Origin of the sequence: Puniceibacterium sediminis, assembly GCF_900188035.1 — a bacterium.
GTDB lineage: Bacteria > Pseudomonadota > Alphaproteobacteria > Rhodobacterales > Rhodobacteraceae > Puniceibacterium > Puniceibacterium sediminis.
The window spans coordinates 1-23986 of record NZ_FZNN01000035.1 but is presented as its reverse complement, the minus strand read 5'-3'; the positions used below and the strand labels follow the sequence as shown (position 1 = coordinate 23986).

Annotated in this window: 23 protein-coding genes and 3 pseudogenes; 13 read left to right on the top strand and 13 right to left on the bottom strand. The window is 58.3% G+C overall.

Annotated elements, in window-relative coordinates:
* Window positions 1-134 precede the first annotated feature (134 nt).
* From CHB75_RS20315 to CHB75_RS20300, 4 genes and pseudogenes are all read right to left on the bottom strand, one after another.
* Window positions 135-577, bottom strand: a pseudogene (locus CHB75_RS20315) (transposase); the annotation flags it as partial.
* Window positions 578-1013: 436 nt separating this feature from the next.
* Window positions 1014-3050 (bottom strand): TRAP transporter permease, encoded by a 2037-nt coding sequence (locus CHB75_RS20310; protein WP_089273896.1) that lies wholly within the window; start codon window positions 3048-3050, stop codon window positions 1014-1016.
* Between the two features lie 77 nt (window positions 3051-3127).
* On the bottom strand, window positions 3128-4132 hold the full coding sequence (locus tag CHB75_RS20305) for a TAXI family TRAP transporter solute-binding subunit (RefSeq protein ID WP_089273894.1): 1005 nt from the start codon (window positions 4130-4132) through the stop codon (window positions 3128-3130).
* Window positions 4133-4228: 96 nt separating this feature from the next.
* A complete protein-coding gene (locus tag CHB75_RS20300; RefSeq protein WP_089273892.1) occupies window positions 4229-5497 on the bottom strand; it encodes an aminotransferase class V-fold PLP-dependent enzyme in 1269 nt (422 codons plus the stop codon).
* 108 nt (window positions 5498-5605) lie between these two features.
* On the opposite strand from CHB75_RS20300, the gene CHB75_RS20295 reads away from it, so the two are divergent.
* Window positions 5606-6508, top strand: coding sequence for a LysR family transcriptional regulator (locus CHB75_RS20295; protein WP_089273890.1), 903 nt, complete (start codon window positions 5606-5608; stop codon window positions 6506-6508).
* A 302-nt stretch (window positions 6509-6810) separates the two neighbouring features.
* Here CHB75_RS20295 and CHB75_RS22210 read toward each other — a convergent pair.
* A pseudogene (locus tag CHB75_RS22210) lies at window positions 6811-6948 on the bottom strand (zinc-binding dehydrogenase); the annotation flags it as partial.
* 145 nt (window positions 6949-7093) lie between these two features.
* Between CHB75_RS22210 and CHB75_RS20285 the strand changes: the two are divergent.
* Window positions 7094-8161, top strand: a complete 1068-nt coding sequence (locus tag CHB75_RS20285) for an IS110 family RNA-guided transposase (RefSeq protein WP_089273888.1) — start codon at window positions 7094-7096, stop codon at window positions 8159-8161.
* A gap of 356 nt (window positions 8162-8517) precedes the next feature.
* Here the strand turns inward: CHB75_RS20285 and CHB75_RS20280 are convergent, their stop codons facing one another.
* Window positions 8518-8769, bottom strand: coding sequence for a DUF6552 family protein (locus CHB75_RS20280; protein ID WP_089273886.1), 252 nt, complete (start codon window positions 8767-8769; stop codon window positions 8518-8520).
* Entirely contained in the window at window positions 8759-9463 is a 705-nt protein-coding gene (locus CHB75_RS20275; protein WP_089273898.1) for an SDR family oxidoreductase, read from the bottom strand. Before CHB75_RS20275 ends, CHB75_RS20280 begins: the two co-directional genes overlap by 11 nt.
* Window positions 9464-9562: 99 nt before the next feature.
* On the opposite strand from CHB75_RS20275, the gene CHB75_RS20270 reads away from it, so the two are divergent.
* Window positions 9563-10441 (top strand): LysR substrate-binding domain-containing protein, encoded by an 879-nt coding sequence (locus tag CHB75_RS20270; RefSeq protein ID WP_089273884.1) that lies wholly within the window; start codon window positions 9563-9565, stop codon window positions 10439-10441.
* 153 nt (window positions 10442-10594) lie between these two features.
* On the opposite strand, the gene CHB75_RS21490 is transcribed toward CHB75_RS20270, so the two are convergent.
* Window positions 10595-10786 (bottom strand): hypothetical protein, encoded by a 192-nt coding sequence (locus tag CHB75_RS21490; RefSeq protein ID WP_141135160.1) that lies wholly within the window; start codon window positions 10784-10786, stop codon window positions 10595-10597.
* 130 nt (window positions 10787-10916) lie between these two features.
* On the opposite strand from CHB75_RS21490, the gene CHB75_RS20265 reads away from it, so the two are divergent.
* Window positions 10917-11612: a hypothetical protein gene (locus CHB75_RS20265; RefSeq protein WP_089273882.1), complete on the top strand. Its 696-nt coding sequence runs from the start codon at window positions 10917-10919 to the stop codon at window positions 11610-11612.
* A 94-nt stretch (window positions 11613-11706) separates the two neighbouring features.
* A pseudogene (locus CHB75_RS20260) lies at window positions 11707-11865 on the top strand (single-stranded DNA-binding protein); the annotation flags it as partial.
* A 230-nt stretch (window positions 11866-12095) separates the two neighbouring features.
* On the opposite strand, the gene CHB75_RS20255 reads toward CHB75_RS20260, so the two are convergent.
* From CHB75_RS20255 to CHB75_RS20240, 4 genes are read right to left on the bottom strand one after another with little or no spacing between them, the layout of a single operon-like run.
* Window positions 12096-12893: an SDR family NAD(P)-dependent oxidoreductase gene (locus CHB75_RS20255; RefSeq protein ID WP_089273878.1), complete on the bottom strand. Its 798-nt coding sequence runs from the start codon at window positions 12891-12893 to the stop codon at window positions 12096-12098.
* Window positions 12894-12903: 10 nt separating this feature from the next.
* A complete protein-coding gene (locus tag CHB75_RS20250) occupies window positions 12904-13866 on the bottom strand; it encodes an LLM class oxidoreductase (RefSeq protein ID WP_089273876.1) in 963 nt (320 codons plus the stop codon).
* A 53-nt stretch (window positions 13867-13919) separates the two neighbouring features.
* Entirely contained in the window at window positions 13920-14222 is a 303-nt protein-coding gene (locus tag CHB75_RS20245; protein ID WP_089273874.1) for a DUF1330 domain-containing protein, read from the bottom strand.
* A 32-nt stretch (window positions 14223-14254) separates the two neighbouring features.
* On the bottom strand, window positions 14255-15259 hold the full coding sequence (locus CHB75_RS20240; RefSeq protein ID WP_089273872.1) for a zinc-binding alcohol dehydrogenase family protein: 1005 nt from the start codon (window positions 15257-15259) through the stop codon (window positions 14255-14257).
* Window positions 15260-15371: 112 nt separating this feature from the next.
* Between CHB75_RS20240 and CHB75_RS20235 the strand changes: the two genes are divergently transcribed.
* A complete protein-coding gene (locus tag CHB75_RS20235; protein ID WP_089273870.1) occupies window positions 15372-16277 on the top strand; it encodes a LysR family transcriptional regulator in 906 nt (301 codons plus the stop codon).
* 299 nt (window positions 16278-16576) lie between these two features.
* Here CHB75_RS20235 and CHB75_RS20230 read toward each other — a convergent pair whose 3' ends face one another.
* Window positions 16577-17470, bottom strand: a complete 894-nt coding sequence (locus CHB75_RS20230; protein ID WP_089273868.1) for a LysR family transcriptional regulator — start codon at window positions 17468-17470, stop codon at window positions 16577-16579.
* A gap of 116 nt (window positions 17471-17586) precedes the next feature.
* On the opposite strand from CHB75_RS20230, the gene CHB75_RS20225 reads away from it, so the two are divergent.
* The 7 genes from CHB75_RS20225 to CHB75_RS20195 all read left to right on the top strand — a co-directional run bounded on the left by CHB75_RS20225 (window position 17587) and on the right by CHB75_RS20195 (window position 23382).
* Window positions 17587-18372 carry an ABC transporter ATP-binding protein gene (locus CHB75_RS20225; protein WP_089273866.1) on the top strand — a complete coding sequence of 262 codons (786 nt, stop codon included), beginning with the start codon at window positions 17587-17589 and terminating at the stop codon, window positions 18370-18372.
* Window positions 18373-18437: 65 nt separating this feature from the next.
* The gene (locus tag CHB75_RS20220; protein ID WP_089273865.1) at window positions 18438-19208 is read left to right on the top strand and encodes a transporter substrate-binding domain-containing protein; all 771 of its coding nucleotides are present in this window, start codon (window positions 18438-18440) and stop codon (window positions 19206-19208) included.
* Between the two features lie 78 nt (window positions 19209-19286).
* Complete coding sequence (locus CHB75_RS20215; protein ID WP_089273863.1) at window positions 19287-19976, top strand: ABC transporter permease; 690 nt, start codon at window positions 19287-19289, stop codon at window positions 19974-19976.
* A gap of 3 nt (window positions 19977-19979) precedes the next feature.
* Entirely contained in the window at window positions 19980-20765 is a 786-nt protein-coding gene (locus CHB75_RS20210; RefSeq protein WP_089273861.1) for an ABC transporter permease, read from the top strand.
* A gap of 53 nt (window positions 20766-20818) precedes the next feature.
* On the top strand, window positions 20819-21454 hold the full coding sequence (locus CHB75_RS20205; protein ID WP_089273859.1) for a cysteine hydrolase family protein: 636 nt from the start codon (window positions 20819-20821) through the stop codon (window positions 21452-21454).
* Window positions 21444-22352: a DMT family transporter gene (locus CHB75_RS20200; RefSeq protein ID WP_176439228.1), complete on the top strand. Its 909-nt coding sequence runs from the start codon at window positions 21444-21446 to the stop codon at window positions 22350-22352. The genes CHB75_RS20205 and CHB75_RS20200 overlap by 11 nt, the downstream gene beginning before the upstream one ends.
* Window positions 22333-23382 (top strand): ornithine cyclodeaminase, encoded by a 1050-nt coding sequence (locus CHB75_RS20195; protein WP_089273855.1) that lies wholly within the window; start codon window positions 22333-22335, stop codon window positions 23380-23382. The genes CHB75_RS20200 and CHB75_RS20195 overlap by 20 nt, the downstream gene beginning before the upstream one ends.
* Window positions 23383-23986: the final 604 nt, after the last annotated feature.

Below are 23986 nucleotides of genomic sequence, written 5' to 3'. Positions count from 1 at the left end.
TGTACATCACGATCCATAAGACACCTCCTGCTATGCAGGGCGCATCTCAGACAGTCGGCAGCTTCAAACAATGAGGGCGATGGCGCGGCGCTTACAAGCCTCCGACATCACTCAGAAAACATCGGGCAACGTCACAGCTTATCGATCCGGTGCATCAGCTTCAGATCGGCATCCGGGACCGGACGCGGCCGGTAATAGACGCTGCCTCGGCTGATCCCCAGCACAATGGCCTGGCGGCTGACGCTTAGCTGCGCAGTGGGATCAATCATTTTCTTGCGCTCGCCAACAGACCCGCCTTGCCGAGCGCGCCGGACAAAAAATCGTTCTCCAGCGCCAACTCCCCGATCTTCGCATGCAGGGTTCTGATATCGACTGCCGGTTCCGCATCCGGTTTGGCCACGGCCCCGAACACCCCGGTCGCACCTTCCAGCAACTGGTCACGCCATTGCTTGATCTGGTTCGGATGGACGTCAAAGTCCTGCGCCAACTCGATCAGAGTCCTCTCACCCTTGATCGCTGCTACCGCCACTTTCGCCTTGAATGCCGGGCTGTGGTTCCGGCGGGGTCGTCTTGCCATGGTCTTCTCCTCGCTCGCAGCATCATGCTGCTGTTGCGTGAAAAATCCACTTTTCCAGGCTGTTCAGAATTCCCGAACCACCTCTCGCCACGCACAAGCGAGTCGAGCTTATGGTCCGACGGGCTTCCGAGGTTTGTCAACGCAGGCCGCCAGCCTGCGGCCGTCAAAGTTGCGCAGCGGCCTGCATCGAAAAACCTTCAGGAGAGCGGACTTTCGCTGCTGTCGGCTCGAACGGCAGAGATGGGGCGCAGAAAGCACTCTTTGCAAAGTTCTGATTGCCGGGCCTGGCAACTGAAGTGATCCGCAGATTCTGTTAAAAACATGCCGATGCTACCGCAGAAACTCAAATGCACAACGTGGTGCGCCACAAGATGCGGATAGCAGGAAGCAGATCAGCGCATTAATTTCGACGACCGATCGTCGTCGGCGCCTCGCCCTAAACCGGTTGTACTGTCTCATTGCTGCGCTTCGCTTGAAGTACCAAAATCGGCAACATCAGGGCGATGCCTGCTCCCATCGTGACCAAGCCTGGCGCAATGAAGAGAAACGAGACAAGAGCAACCCACCAACGCTCCCATGTCTTGAGCTTTGAGAAAAGATAGCCTGAAAAGGCAACGCCAAGCGAGGCGATGCCCAGCATGGCTCCGATCAGGGTGATCGTGAATGCCCACCAGGTGAAGCCGTCTGCAACCAACAACAGTGCCGGTGAATAGACAAAGACAAAAGGCACCAGCGCTTTGGCGATCCCCAAACGAAAGGCGGTGTTGCCCGTCTTGAACGGATTCGACCCGGCGATCCCAGCGGCGGCGTAAGCTGCGAGCGCGACTGGGGGGGTGATATCGGCCAGCACCCCATAATAGAACACAAAGAAATGTGCGACGAGCGGTTCGACCTGAAGCTGGGCCAGTGCGGGCGCCGCGACAGCCACGAGAATGATATAGGTCGCCGTCGTCGGAATCCCGGCCCCCATGATGATGCAGGCAATTGCGATCAGAATAAGCGAAGTAAACAGCGCCCATTGCGTCACCGTGAAATACCCCAAGAGCGGCAGAGAACTGAGCGTTGTGCCGATGTCAGTGGCTGTCTGGACGACGACATAACCAAGGCGAAAGCCGACGCCCGTAAGTGTGACCACACCGACGACAACACCAACGGTTGCAGCGGCGGCACCCACAGCCAGCGTATTCTTGGCACCTGAGGCAAGACCGTCCCAGAGATCTTTGATGGTCAGACGGTGTGTGGGGTTCAGGAACCCGACAACGACACATGCGATGATCCCGTAGACAGCCGCAAAGTCCGGAGTTTTGCCGGACAGGATGAGATAGACAAGGATGGCCAAGGGGATCAGGCTGAGCCAGTGATCCTTGAGCACAACGCCCATTTTGGGCAGTTCTTCGGCGCGCAATCCGCGCAGGCCAAGCTTCTTGGCCTCCAGATGCACCATGATGAAAATGCCGAAGTAGTGCAGAAGCGCCGGAAAGAGAGCGGCAGCCAGAACATCCCTCAGCGGGATTTCGAGGTACTCGACCATGATGAAGGCCGCCGCACCGAGGATAGGCGGCGTGATCTGCCCCCCTGTCGATGCGGTGGCCTCGACCGCGCCCGCAAAATGCGCCGGATATCCCACCCTTTTCATCGCGGGTATGGTCAGCGCGCCGGTGGTGACGGTGTTGGCGATGGAAGAGCCGGAGATCGTACCCATGAAGGCCGACGAGAAAATCGCGACCTTTGCAGGCCCGCCCGAATAGCGGCCAGCGATGACCATTGCGAGGTCGATAAACAGCTGTCCCAGCCCGATGCGAGTGGCCAGAACTCCGAAAAGTATGAAGAGAAATACGTATTGTGCCATCACGCCAATGGCGATGCCGTAGATGCCCTGATTGGTCATATACAGGTGGTTGATGATGCCCAACCAGGACGAGCCACCGTGCTTGAGCGCGCCGGGCATCCATGGACCGAAATAGGCAAAGGCAATGAACAAAAGACCGATGATCGGCAGCGTGGGGCCGACGCTTCTGCGCGTGGCCTCAAGCGTCAGGGTCAGCAAAGCCGACCCCATGAAAATGTCGGAGGGCGACGGGTTTCCAACCCGCTGAGCCAAAGCGGCAGGGGGCAGAAGAGGTAAATACAAGGCAGCACCGACAGCCAGCAGGGCCAGCGCGATATCAACCAGCGGCACACCGTCAAAGCGGTACCATGCGCGCGGGGGCATCCTGGAATCGGTCTTGCGAACGCCAAAGAGAACAAAAACCAGTGCGAGGACAAAAGACAGGTGGATGCCACGGTGCAAAAGCTCACGCACGAGACCAAAGCCAGACGCATAAAAGTGGTAGACAGACATCGCGACCAGAACCGAGGCGACGATGAACCCGAGCGTTCTTCCGGTAGGCCTGAACGCCGTTTCAGGGTCGAACTTTCGTTCGATCTCGGCCAGCTGTTCCGGGGTGAGTTCTGGAATGGTGTCAGCGGTCATGGCCCTGTCCCCAAGATGCGATCAAAAAGAAGCCTCGGGCACATGGGCGCCCGAGGCCAGCAACAAGAGGCTGCGATTTACTTCAGCAATCCTGCTTCACGGTAGTAACGCTCTGCCCCTGCGTGCAAGGGAACACCCACCCCTGCGAGCGCCGTGTCGAGCGTGATTGCCTGGCCCTTGGCATGACCCACATCCAGCAGCTTGCGGGATTCTTCATTCCACAAGGCTTTTGTGATGTTGTAGATCAGCTCTTCGTCCGCTTTGGCCGAGGTGAACCACTGGGCGCCCACTGCGACGGTATTCACGCCTGCAACGCCCTCGTACGTGCCTTCGGGAATATCCGAGGCAGAGAAAAAGCCGTACTTTTCAGTCAGCGCCTCTGCGCCGGCACCATCAATCGGCACCAGTTTGATGTCCGCAGCCGATGCCAGCTCCACCAAGGACCCTGTCGGATATCCGGTCACCACAAAGAAGGCGTCGATCTTGCTGTTGCGCAGCGCTTCTGATGCTGCCCCACCCTTGAGCGCCTCAGGTGTCAGATCATCCACTGACAGACCGTTGGCTTCCATGATCAAGAGCGCGTCTACATATGTGCCAGACCCCGGCTCATCGAGCGACACGCGCTTGCCGGCCAGATCGGCAACGGAATTGATGCCGCTATCTGCCATGGCGACGAGGTGGATGTGCTCTTCGAACAGCGCCGCGATGGTGCGCAGATCGGTGGCGGGCGCGCTGCCTTCCATGGTGCCTGTGCCGGTATAGGCCCAATAGGCGACGTCCGACTGGGCAAAACCTGAATCCCGCAGGCCGGAGATGATTGCATTCACGTTATCGACCGACCCACGCGAGGAAACGGCCGATGCGATCAGCCCTTCGACGCCGCAAGACCCGCCATCGCCACATTCGCGCGATCCGGGAGGCTTAGAAATCGCGTTCGCGATGACACCGCCGATCGGGTAATAGGTATAGGCCGTGCCGCCTGTACCGACGGTAAAGAACGTAAGCTCTTGGGCGACAGCCGTACCGGCCATGCCAAGGGCCAGAACTGCGCCTGCTGCAGCCGTTTTAAGTGTCTTGATCATGAGATCCTCCTTGTTGATTTGTAATCAGGTCGGTTTTGTGCGGGCCGCCTTGATTCGGCTTTTTTGGCCCGCCGTGGGAACGTCTGCTCGCTTACGCTAACCGACGATTGTCTTGATCGCTCTCAGTGCTTGGGCAACCTCTTGCCCGGTATTGTAGTGGCACATCGAAATGCGAACGCAGTCGGGCAGGTTTAGCGGATGAAGGATGTTGCCGCTATAGTGATCTGCCGTGCGCGTGTGGGTTCGGATGCCATGATCTTGCAGGCGCTGTACGATTTCGGTCGAGGCCATGCCATCGACCACGAATGAAACCGTTCCAACCCGCGCAGGATTATTCGCTCCTGACAGGATGCTCACCCCGTCCATATGCCGAAGCCCCGGAAGGTTTGCAGTCCCGTTGATCAGCGCATTTGTAAGATCGGCCTCATAGTCATGGATCGCCTGACCTGCGGCCTCGATCCGTTTCCGGGCGTCGGTTTCTTCTGACACTTCGCCGCCCAGCCAATCGAAATAGGAGATGACATCCGAGATCGCAGCATAAGCACCGACGTCGCGCGTTCCCAATTCCCAATTTCGGGTGGGGCCACCGACAAGGGCCTCATGCGAGAATGCTGTCATTCTGTCGGAAATCCAGGCGATCCCGTAGCCATGCCGCGAAAAAACCTTGTAGGGCGAGATTGCGTAGCCATCGACATCATAGGTGCTCAGATCCAGATGACCGTGCGCGGCGTGCTGGATTCCGTCGACGATGATCACGCAGTCCGGGGCCACGGCCCGTATCGCCTTGGCGATTGCCACTACGTCAATGCCGATCCCCGTGACCGGCGAGGCATGCAGGATCGTAGCCACACCCACGTCCGGCGTCATCAAGGCGGCGTAATCCTCGGCGGTGACAACACCACTCGGCGCGTCATGCTGCACATTCACATAGGTCATGCCGGTCGTGTCGGCCCATTGCCGCGCCGCGCTTCGGCTTGAGGGATGCTCTATCGAACTGCCGATTATCTTGCAGCCCTTGGGCGCGTTGACACAGGCGGTACGGATCATGCGGTACAGCAGCTCGGTCCCGGTTTCGCCTGCAATGAACTGACCAGACCCTGCATTCATAAAGACTGCCAGATCGGCCTTTGCCTTTTCCACCACCTGAGCCAATGCCTTGGCCGCAGGGTTGTCGCGCCCCTGATTGTCGGGGATGCCCGCAAATCTGGCCGAGGTTTCAATCACCGATTTCAGCGTCAGCGCACCGCCGCCATTCTCGAAATAAACACGCGGCCCGCCAAAGGGGCAGCTGTCCACATGCGCAAACCGTTCCCGGATGGCGTCGATGAGGTCAAGGTCATCGGATATTAATTTGGGCCCGAGCAAAGTTTTTCCCTCATGTGCGACTGGTGGTCTTCGGGCAAAGATTGGCCTATTTGAAAGGTGATTAATAGTGATGAATTATGATAATATATCATCGGAGTATGGAATGAAATGAGTCTGACTTACAATCAGTTGGTCGCGATGCTGGCGGTAGTGGACAGCGGCACCTTCGAACGCGCCGCAAGCCGACTTCACCTGACGCAATCCACAATAACCAAACGCATTCAAGAGCTTGAGGCATCGATGGGATTTCTGGTCTTCGACCGCTCCAAACGGCAGGCGATCTTGACACCCCAAGGCGAGCAATTCGTCAGCCAGGCGCGGGAAACCGTTGCAAGCTTTGACAATCTTGCCTCCTTCACCTCGGAAGGACGGGCAATCGCCACGCTTGTCAGGCTTGGCGTCACCGAGCTTTCGAGCCTGACCTGGCTGCCCCGGTTCCTCGAGGCCTCCTTCGCCGCCGGCCCTGACGTTCAGTTCGAACTGACCATCGATATGAGCCGCAACCTGCACAGCAGCCTCGAGACCGGCGAACTCGATCTTATCGTGGTGCCGGAAATGCCGTTTCAATCCAATGCCCACGTCCAGCCAATCGCTGATGTCGAAATCACCCTGATCGGCAAGCCGGGCCTGGTGCCCTCGGGAAAAATCCTGGAAATCTCGGACTTGCAGGACTTCAATTTCATCACCCAAGGCAGAACCTCCGGTTTTTCCAAAAGCATCAGCGAGTGGTTCGCGAACTACGGTATTAACACCCGACACAGCGTCAGGGTCGACAGTCTGCATGCGATGGTGGGTTTGGCTGTTGCTGGTCGTGGACTTTGTATAACTCCCCGCGAATATCTCGTACCCTTGATCAACAGCGGGCGGGTCACAGAGCTTTTGACCAGACCCAGACTGCCATTGCTGAAGTACTGCGTGGTTCACTATCCATCGCCACATGAGGCGCTTTTCTCTCGTGTCGCGAGCGATATCCGGCGCGCGGTGGATTTCAAAAAACCATATTTCACATAGATTTTCCTTTGGTGCCTCCTTTGTGTTCGTTCCCCGCGAGGCAGCTTCACACACGGGTCATGCATTATCGCGCAGCAATGTTGGCATCCCTGAACGGGATGGGATGTACGGTCTGGCGCTGCCTCAGGACCTCTCCTGCGCCCGGCATGAATGGCAGCTCTGGGCCGGTCACGTTGATCCCAGGCGGCGATTTTCAGGCCATTGTTCTGCAGTGCGGAAAGCGGTGGTGAGTCCTCAGCGACATTCGTTGTGCCCTTCGTGGAAGAACCCGACGAGGTGCTGCGATTCCCATCGTGTATCCGTCAGCCGGAGATCTCGATCCCGATCTTGCCCATGTGCGACTTCTCGAGGAACGCCTCCTGCGCCGCGCGATGTTCGCGCAATGGGTAAGTTTCGGCAACCACGGGCCGGATGTCGCCTGCCTCGATGTAGCTGACGAGGTCGGTGAAAACGCGCGGGTCCTGGGGAAGCTACACCGCGGCGTCTGAATGCTGGTTCGATGGCCGGTAATGGGATGTGTCGGCTGCTTCCCCACCGTTGGGTTATCCTTAACCGGGATCAACCGCGCATCAAGGAGAAGCAGCCATGTGTGCAAAGAAGACAGGACGTTTGGAAAACCTTGCCGTCGTCGGTGTCGATATCGGCAAGGACACGTTTCATCTGGTCGGGTTCGACCGGGCCGGCCAACTGGTCATGCGCAAGCAGATCAAGCGCTTGGCCCTGACTGCCATTTTTGAGCAACTCCCACGCTGCATCGTGGGAATGGAGGCTTGCCTCAGCGCCCATTTTGTCAGCCGAACGCTGCGGGGTATGGGGTTCGAGCCTCGGATCATACCGGCGATTTTCGTGAAGCCGTTCAACAAGGGTCAGAAAAACGATTACAACGATGCCGAGGCCATCGCGGAAGCCGCGCTCCGGCCCAATCTTCGGACCGTTTCGGAGAAAAATCAGGATCAGCTCGACCTTCAGGCCCTGCACCGGGTCCGGGCCCGGCTGGTGTCGCGGCGCACGGCCACCATAAACCAGATCCGCGCCTTCCTGATCGAGCAGGGCATCACCGTGAGGTCGGGGCTGCGGGCGCTGAAGAATTCCTTCGAGACCATCCTCGAACAGCGACGGGACGAGATATCGCCCCGGATGCGCAGCATTCTGATCGGGCTCTACGGCGACTGGCTCTGGTTGGACAAACGGATCGAGGACATCTCGGGCGAGATCGAGGAGATCAGCCGCACCGAAGAGAACTGCGCCAACATCATGACAATACCCGGCATCGGGCCGATGATATCGACGGCGATGGTCGCGGCCGTCGGCAAAGGTGAGGCGTTCGACAGGGGGCGCGATTTTGCAGCCTGGGTTGGCCTGGTGCCCCGACAATTCAGCACCGGAGGGCGCACCATTCTCGGCAGGATCACCAAACGCGGCAGCCGCTATCTGAGGATGTTGTTCGTGCAGGCGGCGAAAGTAATCATGATGCGCCCACACCGATGGTCCGACTTCAGTTTCGGATCGTGGCTGACCGAGGCGGTCGCCCGTATGCCACGAAACAAGGCGGCCATCGCGCTTGCCAACAAGCTCGCTCGAACCGCCTGGAGCCTTCTGCGGCACGGCACCCGGTTTGACGCGCCAAAAGACGCGGCCATGGAAGCGATCTGACGCTTTCCACGGTCACGAAGGAGTTCGCGATAGAGAGGACAGCATGGAACGGAGAAAATACGCCCCAGAGTCTGACGGCCCAAATGGTCGTAATGGACCTTGCCGGTAATGAGACCACGGCGCGTGCGTAACCCCATCAAGGCCACGGCCCGCGAGCCGATCAACAGGCCGGATACATATGAGCGATTTCCGAAATCGTGCCAAATTCTCGATTGCGAACAGCAGCCGACACATACATTTGGGCCGTGACCGCCGTTATCCGGAGCTGCCGCGGCTCAGTGCTGGGTGCATCCGGTGAACGCTTGGTGCCCTTTCACGACCTTCAGTCGAGCGTAGAATAGCCAAGTTGATCGCAATCAGCTACGGCTCATCCCGGCAAGCATGGCACCAAGGGCGACGAAGTGGATCAACATGATCGCCCTGTCATTCCAAAGCACGCCGACCGCGAACCAGCCAAGAACGCCGACAAGGAACAGATACAGGTTCCAAGGTGTCCAGCCGAAAGCTGTCGCGGTGTAGCCCATGATCTGGATGATCGACGCTGCCCATTTCACCGAAAACGCGGCGCGACCCGCCGAGGGTGCCGCCATCGCAACATCAGACGGCACGAGTCAGCCCCCCGTCAATCCGAAGGTTCTGACCGGTCATGTAGGTACCGCCCTCGGATGCGAGCCATGAGATCAGGGAGGACACTTCGTCTGCCTGCCCATAACGTCCCATAGGGATGCGCGCGCGACGGTCCTCGGTCTCAGGCAGGCTGTCGATGAATCCCGGCAGGACATTGTTCACACGGATATTCTCAGCCGCGTATTTGTCTGCATAGAGCTTGGTAAAGGCAGCAAGACCCGCACGAAACACGCCAGATGTGGGGAAGAGCGGATCTGGTTCGAAGGCAGCAAAGGTCGAGATGTTGATGATCGCGCCACCACCCTGCGCCTGCATCAGCGGCGTCACCAGCCGTGTGGGCCGAATGACGTTCAGCAGGTAGACTTCCATACCCAAGTGCCAGTCGTCATCTGAAATTTCCAAAACGGGGCCTTTCGGACCATGCCCGGCGGAGTTGACGAGTACATCTACACGGCCCCATCGTTCCGTCGCGCCTTGCACCAGTGCGGCAAGGTCCTCTGTCGAGCGGTTCGATCCCGTGACGCCAAAACCGCCCAACTCCTTGCCAAGCGCCTCGCCCTTGCCGGACGACGACAGAATCCCGACCCGGAAGCCATCTGCGGCCAATCTGCGAGCAGCATCGGCCCCCATGCCACTTCCACCGGCTGTGACGAGCGCTACTTTTTCTACTGACATTGCATTCCCCATCATTGTCCTGCGCTTAAATATAATGGCGTAGGAAAAATATAGCGCGGGAGAATTGATGTTGTCTGGCAGTAGTTTTATTACTGTCTGATGAGTCAGATTCCTCCCCTCAACGGCCTGCGCGCCTTCGATGTGACAGGTCGTCACCTGAATTTTCGCTCCGCCGCTGACGAAATGGGCGTGACGCAAGGGGCCGTCGCGCAGCAGGTGCGACAGCTCGAAGCGCATCTGGGGATACCGCTGTTCGAGCGGTTGCCAAAAGGGCTGGCGTTCACGCCCTCCGGGCGAAGCTATCATGCACGTGTCGCCACAGCTTTTGAAGAGTTGCGCGCCGCCACGGAAACCTTGCGCCCCAAGCCGGGCAAGGTCCTCGTGAGCGTCACGCCGACGTTTGCCGCGAAGTGGCTGATCCCGAACCTGCCGGATTTTTCCGGCGCGCATCCAGAGATCGACCTGCAAATCCTCGCCACGGAAAAGGTATCGAGTTTTCATGGAGACGGGATCGACGTGGCCATCCGCCAAGGGCAACCACCGTTCGGTGCTGCGCTTGATGCGTTCCGTCTGTTCCGTCAGGAGATCATCGCAGTGGCGGCCCCCTCGCTCATCGCGGGACACCGCTTACCGCTCGCACCCGAATCCCTGTCACATCTGCCCAAGTTGCACGATACACACGATCTTTGGCCCGCGTTTCTCAAGAAACTGAAAATAGAAGATCACGGGGGCCACGGGTTGCGTTTGAGCCAAACCGCCCTGACCCTGGACGCAGCCCTTTCGGGGCAGGGTGTAGCCCTTGTCAGCAGCTTCCTTGCAAGACGCGACATTGCTGCAAATCATCTGGTGCAGATCACCCCTGAGACGCTTGCGGGCGAGCGTGATTTTTACCTGTTGGCAATGCGTGGCTCGAAACGCAGTTCGTCAACACAAGCCGTTGTTGAATGGTTCGCGTCGAAGGCCGAACCTGACGCGTAGCCTCTGCCTTTTTGGTCGCGCTACTAACGCCATGCAAATCAGAACCTGTCATTCCCCCATTAGCCCGTCAGTTCGCCACACAGGCGATCAAGCCACCAAAATGCTGCGCGATGCACGAATGGCTGCAATGATGGCCCGCACTGCAGCCTTGTATCAGCGAGCGAATAACAGGTTTGGGCCGTTCACGTCGATCATGCCGCCGCATTCGAGCATCTGGCTGGCAAGGATCTCGAGGATTTCCTTGTCGAGATGATGACTGTTCATTGCTACGGGCAGAGCCCTGATCTTTACGCGGACGGCACGGAAATCAAGTCGCGCTTCAGCATCGCTGACGACGTTATGCACTAAAAAATCCCGCGACTTCCGAAGCTTGAGTAAAATTCAGAAAGTTTCGGAAGTCGTTTTTGGAAAGGATCGCACGTACCCAATATCCTCGATATCGGAACGCAACCGATGAAACAGGAAAGGAAAGACAATGGCCAAGGCCATCGAAATCACGAAGACGGCACGCGGCGCTGAGATCGCATTTCCGTTCGAATACAAAGACGCATTCAAAGCGCAGTTTCCGCGCGCGAAGTGGAATGCAGACAATAAGACGTGGAGCGTCGGCAAAGCGTCCGTCGCTCGTCTCGAGCAGCTCGCAGCTCTCGTCGAAGAGCGTTATGCAGATCGTCTCGAGCGCGAAGAGCGCGAAATGACTGCGGAAGAAATCGAGAAGCTTCGTCGCGAACTCGCTAACGCGGATCGCAATATCATTTCGACTCGGAAAGCCGTCGAAGATCTCGAAATCGCACGGGCGGAGATAAAGGCAATGAAAGCCGGGCTCGAGTCGAAGCATGAAGAGCTCGCGGCGATCCGGAGTGAGCGCGATGACGCTGCCGCTGCCGTCGAGCAAGAGCGCGCGAGTGTGCACGCGATCGTCGCTCATGTCGTCGATATCGAAGACATCGAGGCCGCCCGCGGCGAGATGCGGAGGCACATGAAGATCGCGAAAGCGTGGGCGTCGGAGAAATATGACGAAGCGGAGGCGCGGCTTCGTGAAATGCGCGATCGTCTCCGCGCCGCGGGTATTGAGTGCGAAGCAGTCAATCTCGCACTGCGGGCAAACCGCAATCGTCCAGATCGCGATTTCGACAATCTCCTCGGACCGCTCGACTTCGAAGTCGCATGATCAACTCGCCGGGCTCGCGGGCCCGGCTGCTTCTCCGGATTATTCGCGGAGAGGCACGCCGAGGAACAATCAACAAACCGAAAAGGAAATTGTCGTGGCAGGCAGCGTGAACAAGGTCATCATCATCGGCAACCTGGGCCGGGACGTGGAAGTGCGGTCGTTCGACAACGGCGGCGAAGTCGTCAACCCCTCGGTCGCGGCCTCGGAGACCTGGAAGGACCGCAACACCGACGAGCGCCGCGAGCGCACAGAGGTGGTCGCGGGATTTCGGACCATTTGTTAAGATGGATCGCCTGATGTGAAACCATGATCCATCTTAATAACGCTGAAAACTGGTCGAAAAAGCAGGACCTCCTCTGCATTGCGGGGGCGACAAGTGGGGTCGAGACGGTCGTGACGGGCAGTGCCGCGCAATTCCGCGTGGCCATCAAGAGAGGACAACTTACCAGCTGTCTCGGGGCCCATTTTGGGGATAGTGAGAGATCAGAGTTGGGCACTGATCCGTTCGCGTATCGCCTTCACAATCGTCCGGACCTCGTCCGGTGCCGTGGCTTGATGGTGTGGCTTGGAGAATTGGCGCGCGTCATTGTCATAATAGCGCCCAGACGCCGTTGCGAACTCGTCGGACAATGCCGCACGGGTCAGGATGTTCACGCCGATATTGATGTCATTGCCGACCATTCCAAAGCCTTCGCGCACCATGTTCGTGGCCAGCAGGGACCCGGGGTTCACCGCGACCGAAACCGGCCCCTCGGGATGTTCGGCGGCAAAGGCCTGGCTCCATATCGTCAGCGCGAGCTTGCTTTGAGCGTAGGCTTCCATTGCCTCCAGCCGCCGTCTTCCTGACAGGGCGTCCAAGTCGACCGGCGCCTGCGCGGCAGAGGAGAGATGCACCAGCCGCCCGTTTGTCGGCATGATCGGCAGCAGTAAGCTCGTCAGCAGCGCCGGGGCGAAGGTGTTGACCACGAAGCGTAGGTCCTGACCGTCCGCTGTCAGCGGGTCGCCCACCTTGAGCACGCCGGCGTTGTTGATCAGCACGTCGAGCCGGGGTTCGGCGTCCACCACTTTCCTTGCCATCTCGGCGACCTGCACAAGGTCGGACAAATCGGCTTGCGCGGTGACGATCTTTGCGCCGGTCGCGCGCAGAGCCTCGGCGGTCGCGGCGAGCTTGTCTGCGTTGCGACCGTGAATGATCAGGCTGTGCCCCAGCTCAGCCAACGCTTGTGCCGTGGCGCGACCAAGGCCGTCGGTGGCGCCGGTGATGAGTATGATCTTGGTCATCTGGGAATCCTCAGGTGAATGACGGCAGCACGTCGCGGGCCAGCCGGTCGAGTGTTGCATCGATGGGCGCCTCGTTGAAGCGCAGGTTCAGGGCGACGTGATTGACGCCGATCTCTTCGAGGTGGTGCAGATAGCTCAGCAGCCAGCGATACCCGGCGCGGCAGCCCAGATGAATCGGACTGGGGCCGTCGTCAGGATTGTCGGACAAGTCGATATAGAGCGGTTGCAGAACCGGCTTTTGTGGCTGGCCAAGCGCAGTCAGCCGGGCGCGCCATTCTGCCAACACCTGCATCTGCGCAACGCCGGGGCGCGGATAGGTCATCCAACCGTCGCTATGTTCGGCAATCCATTCCGGCGACTGACGGCTGGAGCCCGTCACCAGCAAAGGCAGACGCGCGCCCACAGGTTTGGGCAACATGTCCATCTGCCCATCAAGGCGGCCGAATTCGTTGTCGACTTTGGGCGATGGCGTGCCCATGACGCGGATATAGTCAAACGCTGCGCGGAACGCGTCGCCCCGGGAGGCGTAGGACAGGTCCATCGCCGGGTATTCCTCGGGTCTGTCGCCAGAGGCCACGCCAAGGATCAGACGCCCGCCGGACAGAACATCGACGCTGGCTGCAGCCTTGGCCACATGGACGGGGTGGCGCAGGGGTAGCACGATGCTGGCCACGCCCAGTGCAATGTCCGAGGTCAGCGCCGCGAGATAGCCAAGGTAGGTGAACGGATCAAAGAGCTGTCCTGCGTCGCCGAAGGACGGCACGTTGAAAGGTACATCGCGCAGCCAGACGGCCTTGAACCCAAGCTCTTCGGCCTGCTTCACGCGCGCAAAATGGCCGGCCATCTCGGGCACCGGACTGGTCGCGTAACGCGCGATTGGCACGACAAGACCGAGGCTCAGCCGCCCCGCCCGAAACGTTGCTTCATAGCCCCGATTCAAACTCGGGAAGGTCTTTGGTGTGTCGTCGCGCATGGTACCTCCCGGATCAGGGTAGCCCCCGCAGGGGCTGCTCTGGGTGCTGTGGATCAGGCGAGGTCGTCCTGGCCTGCGATCAGGTAGTGATGGCTGACCGATCCTGCGGTGCGGGCGGCCAGATGCGGGGCATATTGGTCATCCGCCATGAACGCCTGCGCATTCTCTTTCGATGGCCATTCGATGATGATGCGCAGACCGGCGGGATGCCCTTCGCCTTCGACCTGCTCGTGGGTGGCAGTGCGGGCAATGTAGCGCCCGCCATGCGCCGCGACGCGGTCGTTGGCCGCCGGAAGATAGTCGGGGATCCACGCATCATCTGTGGGGGTGACGTCGAGTATGGAAAAATAAGTCATTTGGGTAGCGCCTTTTGATGGGGAGGAACTGATCAGAGACCGGGCAAGACCTGCTTGCCGATGGCGCGGCCGCTTTCCTGCAGCAGATGGGCCTGGGTCAGCGTGTCGACGTTCAGTACCTCAGCGCGTTCGGTCACGGTCGAAATCAGCGTGCCGTCGTCCAGCATGGCAGAGACACGGTTCAACAGATCACGCTGTACTTCGATGTCAGCTGTGGTGAACATCGAACGGGTGAACATGAACTCCCACGAGATGCTGAGCGCCTTGAACTTTGCCGGACCGATGTCCAACCCCTGCGGATCGTCGATCAACGCCACATGGCCGCGTGGGGCGATCAGTTCGACGATCGCGGGCCAGTGCTGATCGGTGGCGGTCAGGGCAGCCACGTATTGCGGAGCAAGGCCAAGATCGCGCAGCTGCGCCACCAGATCCCCGCGATGGTCGATCACGTGGTCGGCACCCATTTTGCGCACCCAATCCTGCGTTTCGGGGCGCGACGCGGTGGCGATCACCGTCAGCCCGGTCAGCCGCTTTGCCAGCTGGATCATGATAGATCCGACGCCGCCCGCACCGCCGATCACCAGCAGGCTCTGGCCTTTGCCCCCGCCTTCGGTCAGTCGGAAGCTGTCGAACAGCATCTCCCATGCGGTGATGGAGGTCAGCGGCAGGCCTGCCGCCTCGACAAAGTCCAGAGTGGCGGGTTTCTTGCCAACGATCCGCTCATCCACCGCGTGCAGCTCTGAATTGGTGCCGGGCCGGGTCACGTCGCCCGCGTAAAACACTTCGTCCCCAACCTGATACCCCGTCACCTCGGCGCCCGTCTCGACCACCACGCCAGCGGCATCAAACCCGAGGATTCCCGGCCCACCGTCGGGCGCACGGTTCTCACGCAGTTTCACATCCACAGGATTGAGCGAGATCCCCTTGACCTGAACCAGCAGATCACGCGGACCGACCTGCGGCTTGTCTACCTCGATCAATTTCAACGCGCCGTTGCCGTCGACCGGGCCGGCTTGGGTATATCCGATTGCCTTCATAACATTGCTCCATGCCATATTTTCTGAAGCAGCAGATATCACTTTGAATTTCAGAATAAATGGCGCACATCTGAGTTCAGAATTCCGATTTTCGATATAATCAGGGGAGCCGATGGATACCGATACTCTCCGCCTTTTTGTGGCTGCTGCCGAACGCCTGAATATCTCTGCGGCGGGACGTGGGCTTGGGTTGGCTCCGGCCATGGCCAGCGCACGCCTTGCCAAACTTGAACATGAACTCGGCGCGGAACTCCTGCACCGCACCACGCGCAAGGTGTCGCTCAGCCAGGAGGGCGAGGCCTTTCTGCCCTACGCACGTGAGATCCTCGCCCAGGCTGAGGCCGGGCGGTCCGTGCTTGGCCTCAATGCGGCGGAGCCCAGCGGCACCCTGCGCTTTGCGGCGCCGTCGAGTTTTGCGCAGTTGCATGTGATGCCGCTGCTACCGGAATTTCATGTAGCCTATCCAAAGATCACGTTGGACTTGCGCCTGTCGGATACGCGGTTCGACCTGATCGAGGGCAGCTTTGATCTGGCGCTACGCAGCGCGCCGCTTCAGGACAGCAGCCTGCGTGGGCGCAAGCTGGCGGAGGACAGGCGCGTTCTGTGCGCTTCGCCTGACTACCTTGCCCGCCACGGCACGCCAGAAACACCGCACGATCTGGTCGGCCATGCGTTTCTGGCTTGGGTCAACACTGCCACTCGCATGCTGGTCCATAACGACGGCAGCAAAGCGATGCTTGATCCGGGCCAGATGATCTGCCGAACCCTGTTTGACGATGGCGCGTCCCAGCGCATCGCGACGCTGGCGGGGGCTGGGCTGTCGATCAATTCGATGTGGAGCGTTGCGCATGAAATAGCCGCGGGGCGACTGGTGCATCTGCTGCCCCATTGGCGGCTGGACGACAGTTCCGTGCTTTGGCTGATCTATCCGCGCTCAAACGTGCTGACGCCAAAGGTCCGGTGCTTCATGGATTTTCTTGTGTCGCGCTGCGCCGAAACGCTCCTGTTCAATAGCTGATCTCAGGTAGGTCCGCCTTACGGACATTAGCTTGCACCACAGCGTAGAAGGGCCGTTGAGGTCGAGATAGGCACCTACCCGAAGGGGCCCGCCACAGTGGGTGCATTACCCATCCTGACACGGAACTGATTTTTGGATAAACCAGAAAGCTGCGCCCGCCGCCATGCAGAAGCCGATTTTAGGGAAATACCGACTGGAACCGTATCGATGAAATGCCGAAAATCCGATGCCGTCGCTTGACACGGTGCTCTGCGCTGAACTTCGTCAGCCGCAGCATCAAACGGCCCGGTTGCAATATCTCATTCCCTGCGGTCCTTCGTCCGTTCCAGCAACCAGTTTTTGAAGAACGCCGAAGCCGCTGACTCCGATGTGCCTTTGGGCAAGGAAATTTGGTACCAGACGCATCGAACTGTGCGCTGATCCAAGCGCACCAGTTGGCCCGATAATATTTCCCGCTGGCACAATATGTCATCAGCGAGGATCACGCCTTCACCGTCTACGGCTGCATCGATAGCAAGAGACAGGTCCGAATAGACCTTACCTTTGCGCCATCCGGCACTCTCCGGCTGGTGCGCTGCATACCACTTGTGCCAGGTTTCTTTTCCATTGTCGTGGACCAGACCAGCATGGTCCCAATCAATAGAGCTATTTTTTGCCAAAATGCTATCGCGGACATGCGGCGTCGCCGCCGGATAGCCATCAATTGAGAACAGGTTGTCTTTCTTGACGCCGCTTTGTGGCATCCGGGTCGCAAAATGAATGATCATGTCGGCATGACCTTCCCCGATCTGGGCCGGGGTCCAGGCGGGTCGCAGATCGATCTCGATCCGCGGAAAAAGACTGCAAAATTCGGTAATTCGTTTGCGAAGCCACAGTGAGGCAAGCGCGGGTTCGGCGCTGACGACCAACGTGCCCGACCTTGTTTTCCGCAATAGCGTCTCGCTGGCATCCGTCAGTGTTTGCAGACCGCTTGCGATCTGAGGGAACAGGTCGCGCCCATCATCGCTCAGTTCAACACGGTTGCCATGTCGAATGAACAAATCTGTGCCAAACCAAAGCTCAAGGTTCCGGATGTGCTGACTGATAACGCTGTGGCTGACGTTCAGTTCGCCAGCGGCTTTGGCAAAGCTGGAATGCCGCGCCGCGACCTCGAAAACACGTAGAGCGTTCAAATGTCGGAGAGTGTTTTCCATGAGTTCAGCGTAGGTAAAACCTTCGCTGAGGGCAAGTTAAACGCGTTTTGCAGGAGGTCATCGGGAAGCTAACGTCATGGCAGACTTCCGAACTCCCACGCCGCATTGGAACCCGCATGCCCTCTCCCACGCCTTCCACTGTCTCGCTCCTCGTGAGTGATCTACACAAGTCCTTCGGCTCGGTTGAAGTGCTCAAAGGCGTTTCGTTAAAGGCATGCGAAGGCGATGTGATTTCGCTGTTGGGATCGTCTGGATCCGGCAAAAGTACGTTTCTGCGCTGCATCAACTTGCTCGAAACCCCGACATCCGGGCTGATCTCTGTCCACGGTGAAGAAATCAAGATGACAAAAGACCGGCGCGGCGTGTCCAGTCCCTCGGATGCCAGACAGGTCGAACGCATCCGTGCCAGATTGGCGATGGTATTTCAGTCCTTCAATCTTTGGTCACATATGACAGTGATGGAGAACGTGATTGCCGGACCGATCCACGTGCTGAAGCAACCGCGCGCAGAGGCCATTGAAAATGCCAAGGACGTGCTGGAACGGGTCGGCATGTATGAACGCCGCGACTACTATCCAGCGCATATTTCCGGAGGCCAGCAGCAGCGCGCAGCCATCGCCCGTGCGCTTGCCATGAAGCCAGAGGTCATGCTGTTTGACGAGCCGACCTCCGCGCTTGATCCGGAACTTGTTGGCGAGGTTCTCAGAGTTATCCGGTCGCTGGCCGAAGAGGGCCGCACCATGGTCGTGGTAACGCATGAAATGGCATTTGCGCGCGACGTGTCGTCCGAGGTCATCTTCCTTCATCACGGTCTGATCGAGGAACAGGGCGACCCCGTCCAGATGTTCACCGACCCGAAATCCACCCGCTTCAAGGAATTTCTGTCGAACTCACGACAATAAGTGGCAACGGCCTTTGCCGACCCACACCCACGAAATCAATCAAGTCCAGACAAGGGGAAACAAGAATGAAAATTAGACAGACAATCATAGTGTCGGTTGTTGGCGCAATGACGCTGATGGGCGGCATGGCCGCAGCAGATATATTGCGGATCGGAGTGGAGGGTGCCTATCCTCCCTTTTCGCAAAAGGAAGCTGATGGAACGCTTTCGGGTTTCGACATCGATATCGCCCTCGCACTGTGCGAACAGATGAACCGTGAATGCGAATTGGTCGAGCAGGAATGGGATGGCATGATCCCCGCCCTGGTCGCCAAGAAATACGATGCCATCGTGGCATCGATGTCGATCACTGAAGACCGCAAGAAGCGGGTCGACTTCTCTGAGAAATATTATTTCACACCTTCAAGGTTTATCGCCAAGGAAGGCGCTACATTTGCACTGACGCCGGAGGGCACCAAGGGGCTGAAGATCGGCGTTTTGCGCGGCACCACGTTGCAATGCCATGTCGAAAAGACATTCCCCGGTGCTGATCTGCGGCTCTACAACACACAAGAGGATGTGTTCGCGGACCTCGTCACTGGCCGTCTCGACATGCAACTGAACAATACTCTTGGCGCGCTCGACGGTTTCCTGAACACGGACCAAGGCAAGGGTTTCGCATTTTTCGGCGGCGATGTGGATGACCCGGATTGCCTTGGGGACGGCACCGGAATTGCCGTGCGCAAAGGTGACCCGCTGGCCGGTGAACTGACGGCGGCGATTGAAGCGATCCGCGCTGACGGTACCTATGCGACGATCAACAACAAATATTTCGACGTCGATATTTACGGCAAGTGATCCCGTAAATGCAGAGCGCGGCAGGAAAGTCTCCCGTTTCCTTGCCGCACACCAACTCCTATCGGCGGACCAATGCAAATGGTTGTAATTTTTGAATACAGACAGATTCTGATCGAGGGCACACTTGTCACGATCTCGCTGGCTGTCCTGTCTTTGTTACTATCTGTTGTGTTGGGGCTGATTGGTGCCTTTGCCAAATTGTCGCCGTCGCGTGGCCTCCGACGTGCGGGCAGTGTCTATACCATCTTTGTGCGCAGCGTACCCGACCTTGTGCTGATGATGCTGATCTTCTTTGGCGGTCAGACGTTTGTGACCCAGATCGGCAGTCTGACCGGACTCTGGGGCTATATCGAAATCAATCAGTTTGTCGCTGGGGTGCTTACGCTCGGTTTCATCTTCGGGGCCTATATGTCCGAGACCTTCCGCGGTGCGATTCTTGCCATCCCGCGGGGTCAGATCGAGGCCGCGATGGCGATTGGCATGAAGCCGTGGCAGATATTCAGGATCGTGACCTGGCCCCAGATGGTGCGTTTTGCACTGCCAAGTTTTACCAACAACTGGCTGGTCTTGGTGAAATCTACAGCCCTCGTTTCGGTGATCGGCCTGCATGATCTTGTCTGGAATGCCTTTTCTGCGGGCCGGTCCACCCACAAGCTCTTTACGTTCATGACCGCCGTCATGGTGGTTTATCTGGTCATAACCGGAATTTCCGATCTGATCCTGCGGATCGTTGATCGCAAATATGCGGCTGGCGTGAGAAGGGCGTAAGAAATGGAACCCGAGCGCACCTTTTTCGAATACTTGCAAAGCTTCAGTGAAGCCAAATCACCGATTGATTTCGTTCTGATTTATGACAACTTGGGCCGCTTTTTCGATGGCGCGCTGGTCACACTGCAACTGACATTTTTGGCGCTTCTTGTGGGCGGGCTGATCGCTGTGCCGCTGGCCATCGCAAGAGCATATCGTAAACTGTTCTTTAGCCCTGTGATCCGGGTGTACACCTACGTCTTTTGCGGAACGCCGCTGCTGGTGCAGGTCTATCTGTTCTATTTCGGTCTCGGGCAGTTCAAGGCTGTTCAGGAAAGTTTCCTGTGGGATCCGATCCTGAGCAGCCCCTGGTGGTGCGTGGTCATCGCCTTCACGCTGAATACCGCCGCCTATACAACCGAGTTCATGCGCGGTGCGATTGAAACGACTCCGCACGGCGAGGTTGAGGCAGCCAAGGCCTCTGGAATGTCGGCACTCACGCGGATGCGGTTGGTGATTTTGCCAAACGCCTTTCGACGCTCCCTTCCAGCCTATTCGAACGAGGTCATCTTTACTCTGCACGGTTCGGTCATCGCCAGCACGGTTACATTGCAGGATCTTCTGGGCGTCGGGCGATGGCTGAATGGCCGCTATTATCTTGCCTACGAAGGCTTTCTGACCGCGATGATTTTCTACATGGCAATTGTACTGCTGATCACAGTCGCCCTCAGGCTCGCCGAAAAGCGCCTTCTTGGCCACTTGCGGCCGCGCGAAACGTCATCGTCGGCTGCCGCCAGGGTTGCCGCCTGAACAAGGTGTTCCAAGCCGCAAACTCATCCATCTCTCTCCTGAAAGGTAATCCCATGCCCAACCACAAAAAACGTGACCTGATCGAAGGGCGCGCGGCGCTGATCGTCATCGACATCCAGAAATCCACTTTCGCGCCCATTCCTGACGATAAGCGCGCGATTGCGCATATGCCTGATTATGCCCAACGCATGGCGCGTTCGAAATTGGCCATCGACATGGCTCGGGAGGTGGGGATTCCGGTTGTCTTTATTCAAGAAATCCACCGTGCCAACCTGATTGACATGGGCCGTGAAACAGACGGGGACGAAGATGTGCACTGTCTCGACAGCAATCCGCTTACCGCTTTCGCTGAGGAAGAATTGGGTATGCGCTCCGATGATTACCGCATCTCCAAACGCCGCTATTCTGCCTTTTACGGCACTGATCTTGAGATTTTGCTGAAGGGTCTCAAGGCAGAGACGCTGATTCTTGTTGGTGGCCTGACCGATGTCTGCGTGCACTACACTTTTGTGGACAGTCATCAGGGCGACTATTTCTGCCGGGTGATCGAGGATTGCGTCGCAGGGTCCAGCCTTGAGGCGCATCAGGCATCGCTCAATGCGATGGAATACCTTCAGCATGGCGCGATCCGCACATTGGACGAGGTGCTGTCAGCGATGCAGACCCAAGCGGAAACACATGCAGCTTAACCAGACCTTGATGGCGGCCGGGCTGGCCTTGGCCGCCTCTGCCATCCTCAGCTTTATCGACAACTTCGTTACTGCGGTCAGCCAAGAGGCCGGCCTTTGGCAGTTTCAGGTGTTTAGAACTCTGTTCGCCGTGCCACTGCTGCTGGTTGCGGGACGTGTGTCCGGCCGGGTGATACGTCCGGTGAACCTACCCCGGCTGGCCGCACGTAGCCTTGCGGTGTCTGTTGGATTGTTGATCTACTTTGCGTCACTTGGCACGTTGCCTGTGTCACAGGCGGGCGCGGGTCTGTTCAGCGCCCCACTTTGGGTCGCTCTTTTGTCGGTCGTGCTGTTCCGTCAGGGGATCGGCGCCTTGGGCGCATTTGCGGTCATGCTTGGCTTTGCCGGTGCCCTGATGCTGTTGCAGCCCGATCTGCACAACCTGACAGGGCTTTCGCTGATGCCGCTGGCGGCAGGGATGTTCTATGGTTTCGGTATGATGCTGACCCGACACTGGTGCACGCAGGAAAGCGCAATCACGCTGGCCTTGGGCATATTCGTGACGATTGGAGCGGCAGGGCTGATCATGCTGTGCGTCATGACGCATTGGCCCGGGGACGCGTTCATTTCGGCACCTTGGACCGCCCCAAGCACACGGTTTCTTTGGCTGACATTGCTTCAGGCCGTCGGATCGGTTTGCGCGGTGACGCTGATTGCGCAGGCCTACCGGATCGGTAATCCTTCGCTTGTCGCTGTCTTTGAATATTCGTTCCTGATCTTTGCCAGCCTTTGGGCTTTTCTGCTCTGGGGCACGGCAACCAATGCACTTGCCTGGGTCGGGATGGCCGTGATCCTTGCCTCTGGTATCATGATGGCCACCAGCCAGAAAGAAAAAGCAAATGCCACCGTTGCCCTCTGAACTTGCCTACGTCCCCTTCGTTTCCGTCGCAAATATGATGGGCCTTGTCCATCATATTGGAATCGAACAGGTCCTTTGTGATCTTGCCGATGCGATTGAGGCTGATTTTAAACGCTGGGAATTGTTCGACAAGACTCCGCGTGTTGCCAGCCATTCCGATGTTGGCGTGATTGAATTGATGCCCACATCAGACGGCGAGATGTACGGTTTCAAGTACGTCAACGGCCACCCTAAGAATACCAAGGAAGGTTTGCAGACTGTCACTGCTTTTGGCCTACTGGCCGATGTCGATACAGGCTACCCCAAGCTGCTGTCGGAAATGACCTTGTTGACCGCGCTGCGCACCGCAGCAACATCCGCGATGGCCGCTCGCCATCTGGCCCCGAAAGGTGCGCGCACAATGGCGATGATCGGGAATGGCGCGCAGTCCGAATTCCAGTGCCTTGCTTTCAAGGCGATCTGTGGCATTGATACCGTGCGTCTTTTTGACATTGACCAGGCGGCCACCGCCCGTTGTGCCGCAAACCTCGCCGGGCGCGGGTTAAACGTGGTGCAGTGCCAAACGAGCCAGAGCGCGATGGAAGGTGCCGAGATCATCACCACTTGCACCGCGGACAAGCAAAATGCCACGATTCTGACGGACAACATGGTCGGTAGTGGCGTGCACATCAATGCAATTGGCGGCGACTGCCCCGGCAAGACCGAGTTGCACCGTGATATCCTGCTGCGCTCGGACATCGTTGTGGAATACCCGGCGCAGACCCGGATCGAGGGCGAAATTCAACAGCTTGATGACGATCATCCGGTCACCCAGCTTTGGCAGGTGATCGCAGGTAGTGCCAAAGGGCGTAGTGATGAAAAACAGATTACACTTTTTGACAGTGTCGGCTTCGCGATCGAGGACTTCAGCGCGCTGCGGTACGTGTTGAACGCCATTCAGGGCACGTCCTATTCCACACAGCTCGACATGATCGCAGACCCCGATGATCCACGGGATTTGTTCGGCATGTTCGAACGCGCGAACTCGTAACCTTCGAAGGCAGGGAATCCGCTTTGTGGCATCGGTCTGCCCCCGTCCGGTGGTCCGCTTTGAATGTAAGTGCATGGCCGTCCACTGGGTCTATCGGTTCACCTGCTTATCGAGGGGCGTGTTCTTCTGGGCCATGTTCCGGCTCCTACCCGAAGCCTCATCAAGCCGAAACCACGGCGCCGACGCACGGCCTACCTTAGCGTCCAAGGTGGTAAGGATGCTTCCTGAAAACCATTACGTTCCCGAGCTTCATTGCTGAGTGTGCTCTTTTCCAATCGGGTCCTAAGATTTCGGTGGTGTCATGCTCCCGCAACCATTGAATACGACACCCCGCCCGTAATACGGCGGGGTTCGTCGTTTCCACCACCCGCCAGACCCAGAATAGCCCCCAACTCCCCATAGAGTTCAATGACATGGCCGTGCTCGGCGGCGTCATCGGGGATATCCGCACCTCCGAAACCAGGCCGCGCAACGCTTCCGTCGCTTCCGGACGCGCGAGCGCGTCGAACGTAAGCGCCGCGCCATCGCCCTCATTGTTTGAAGCTGCCGACTGTCTGAGATGCGCCCTGCATAGCAGGAGGTGTCTTATGGATCGTGATGTACA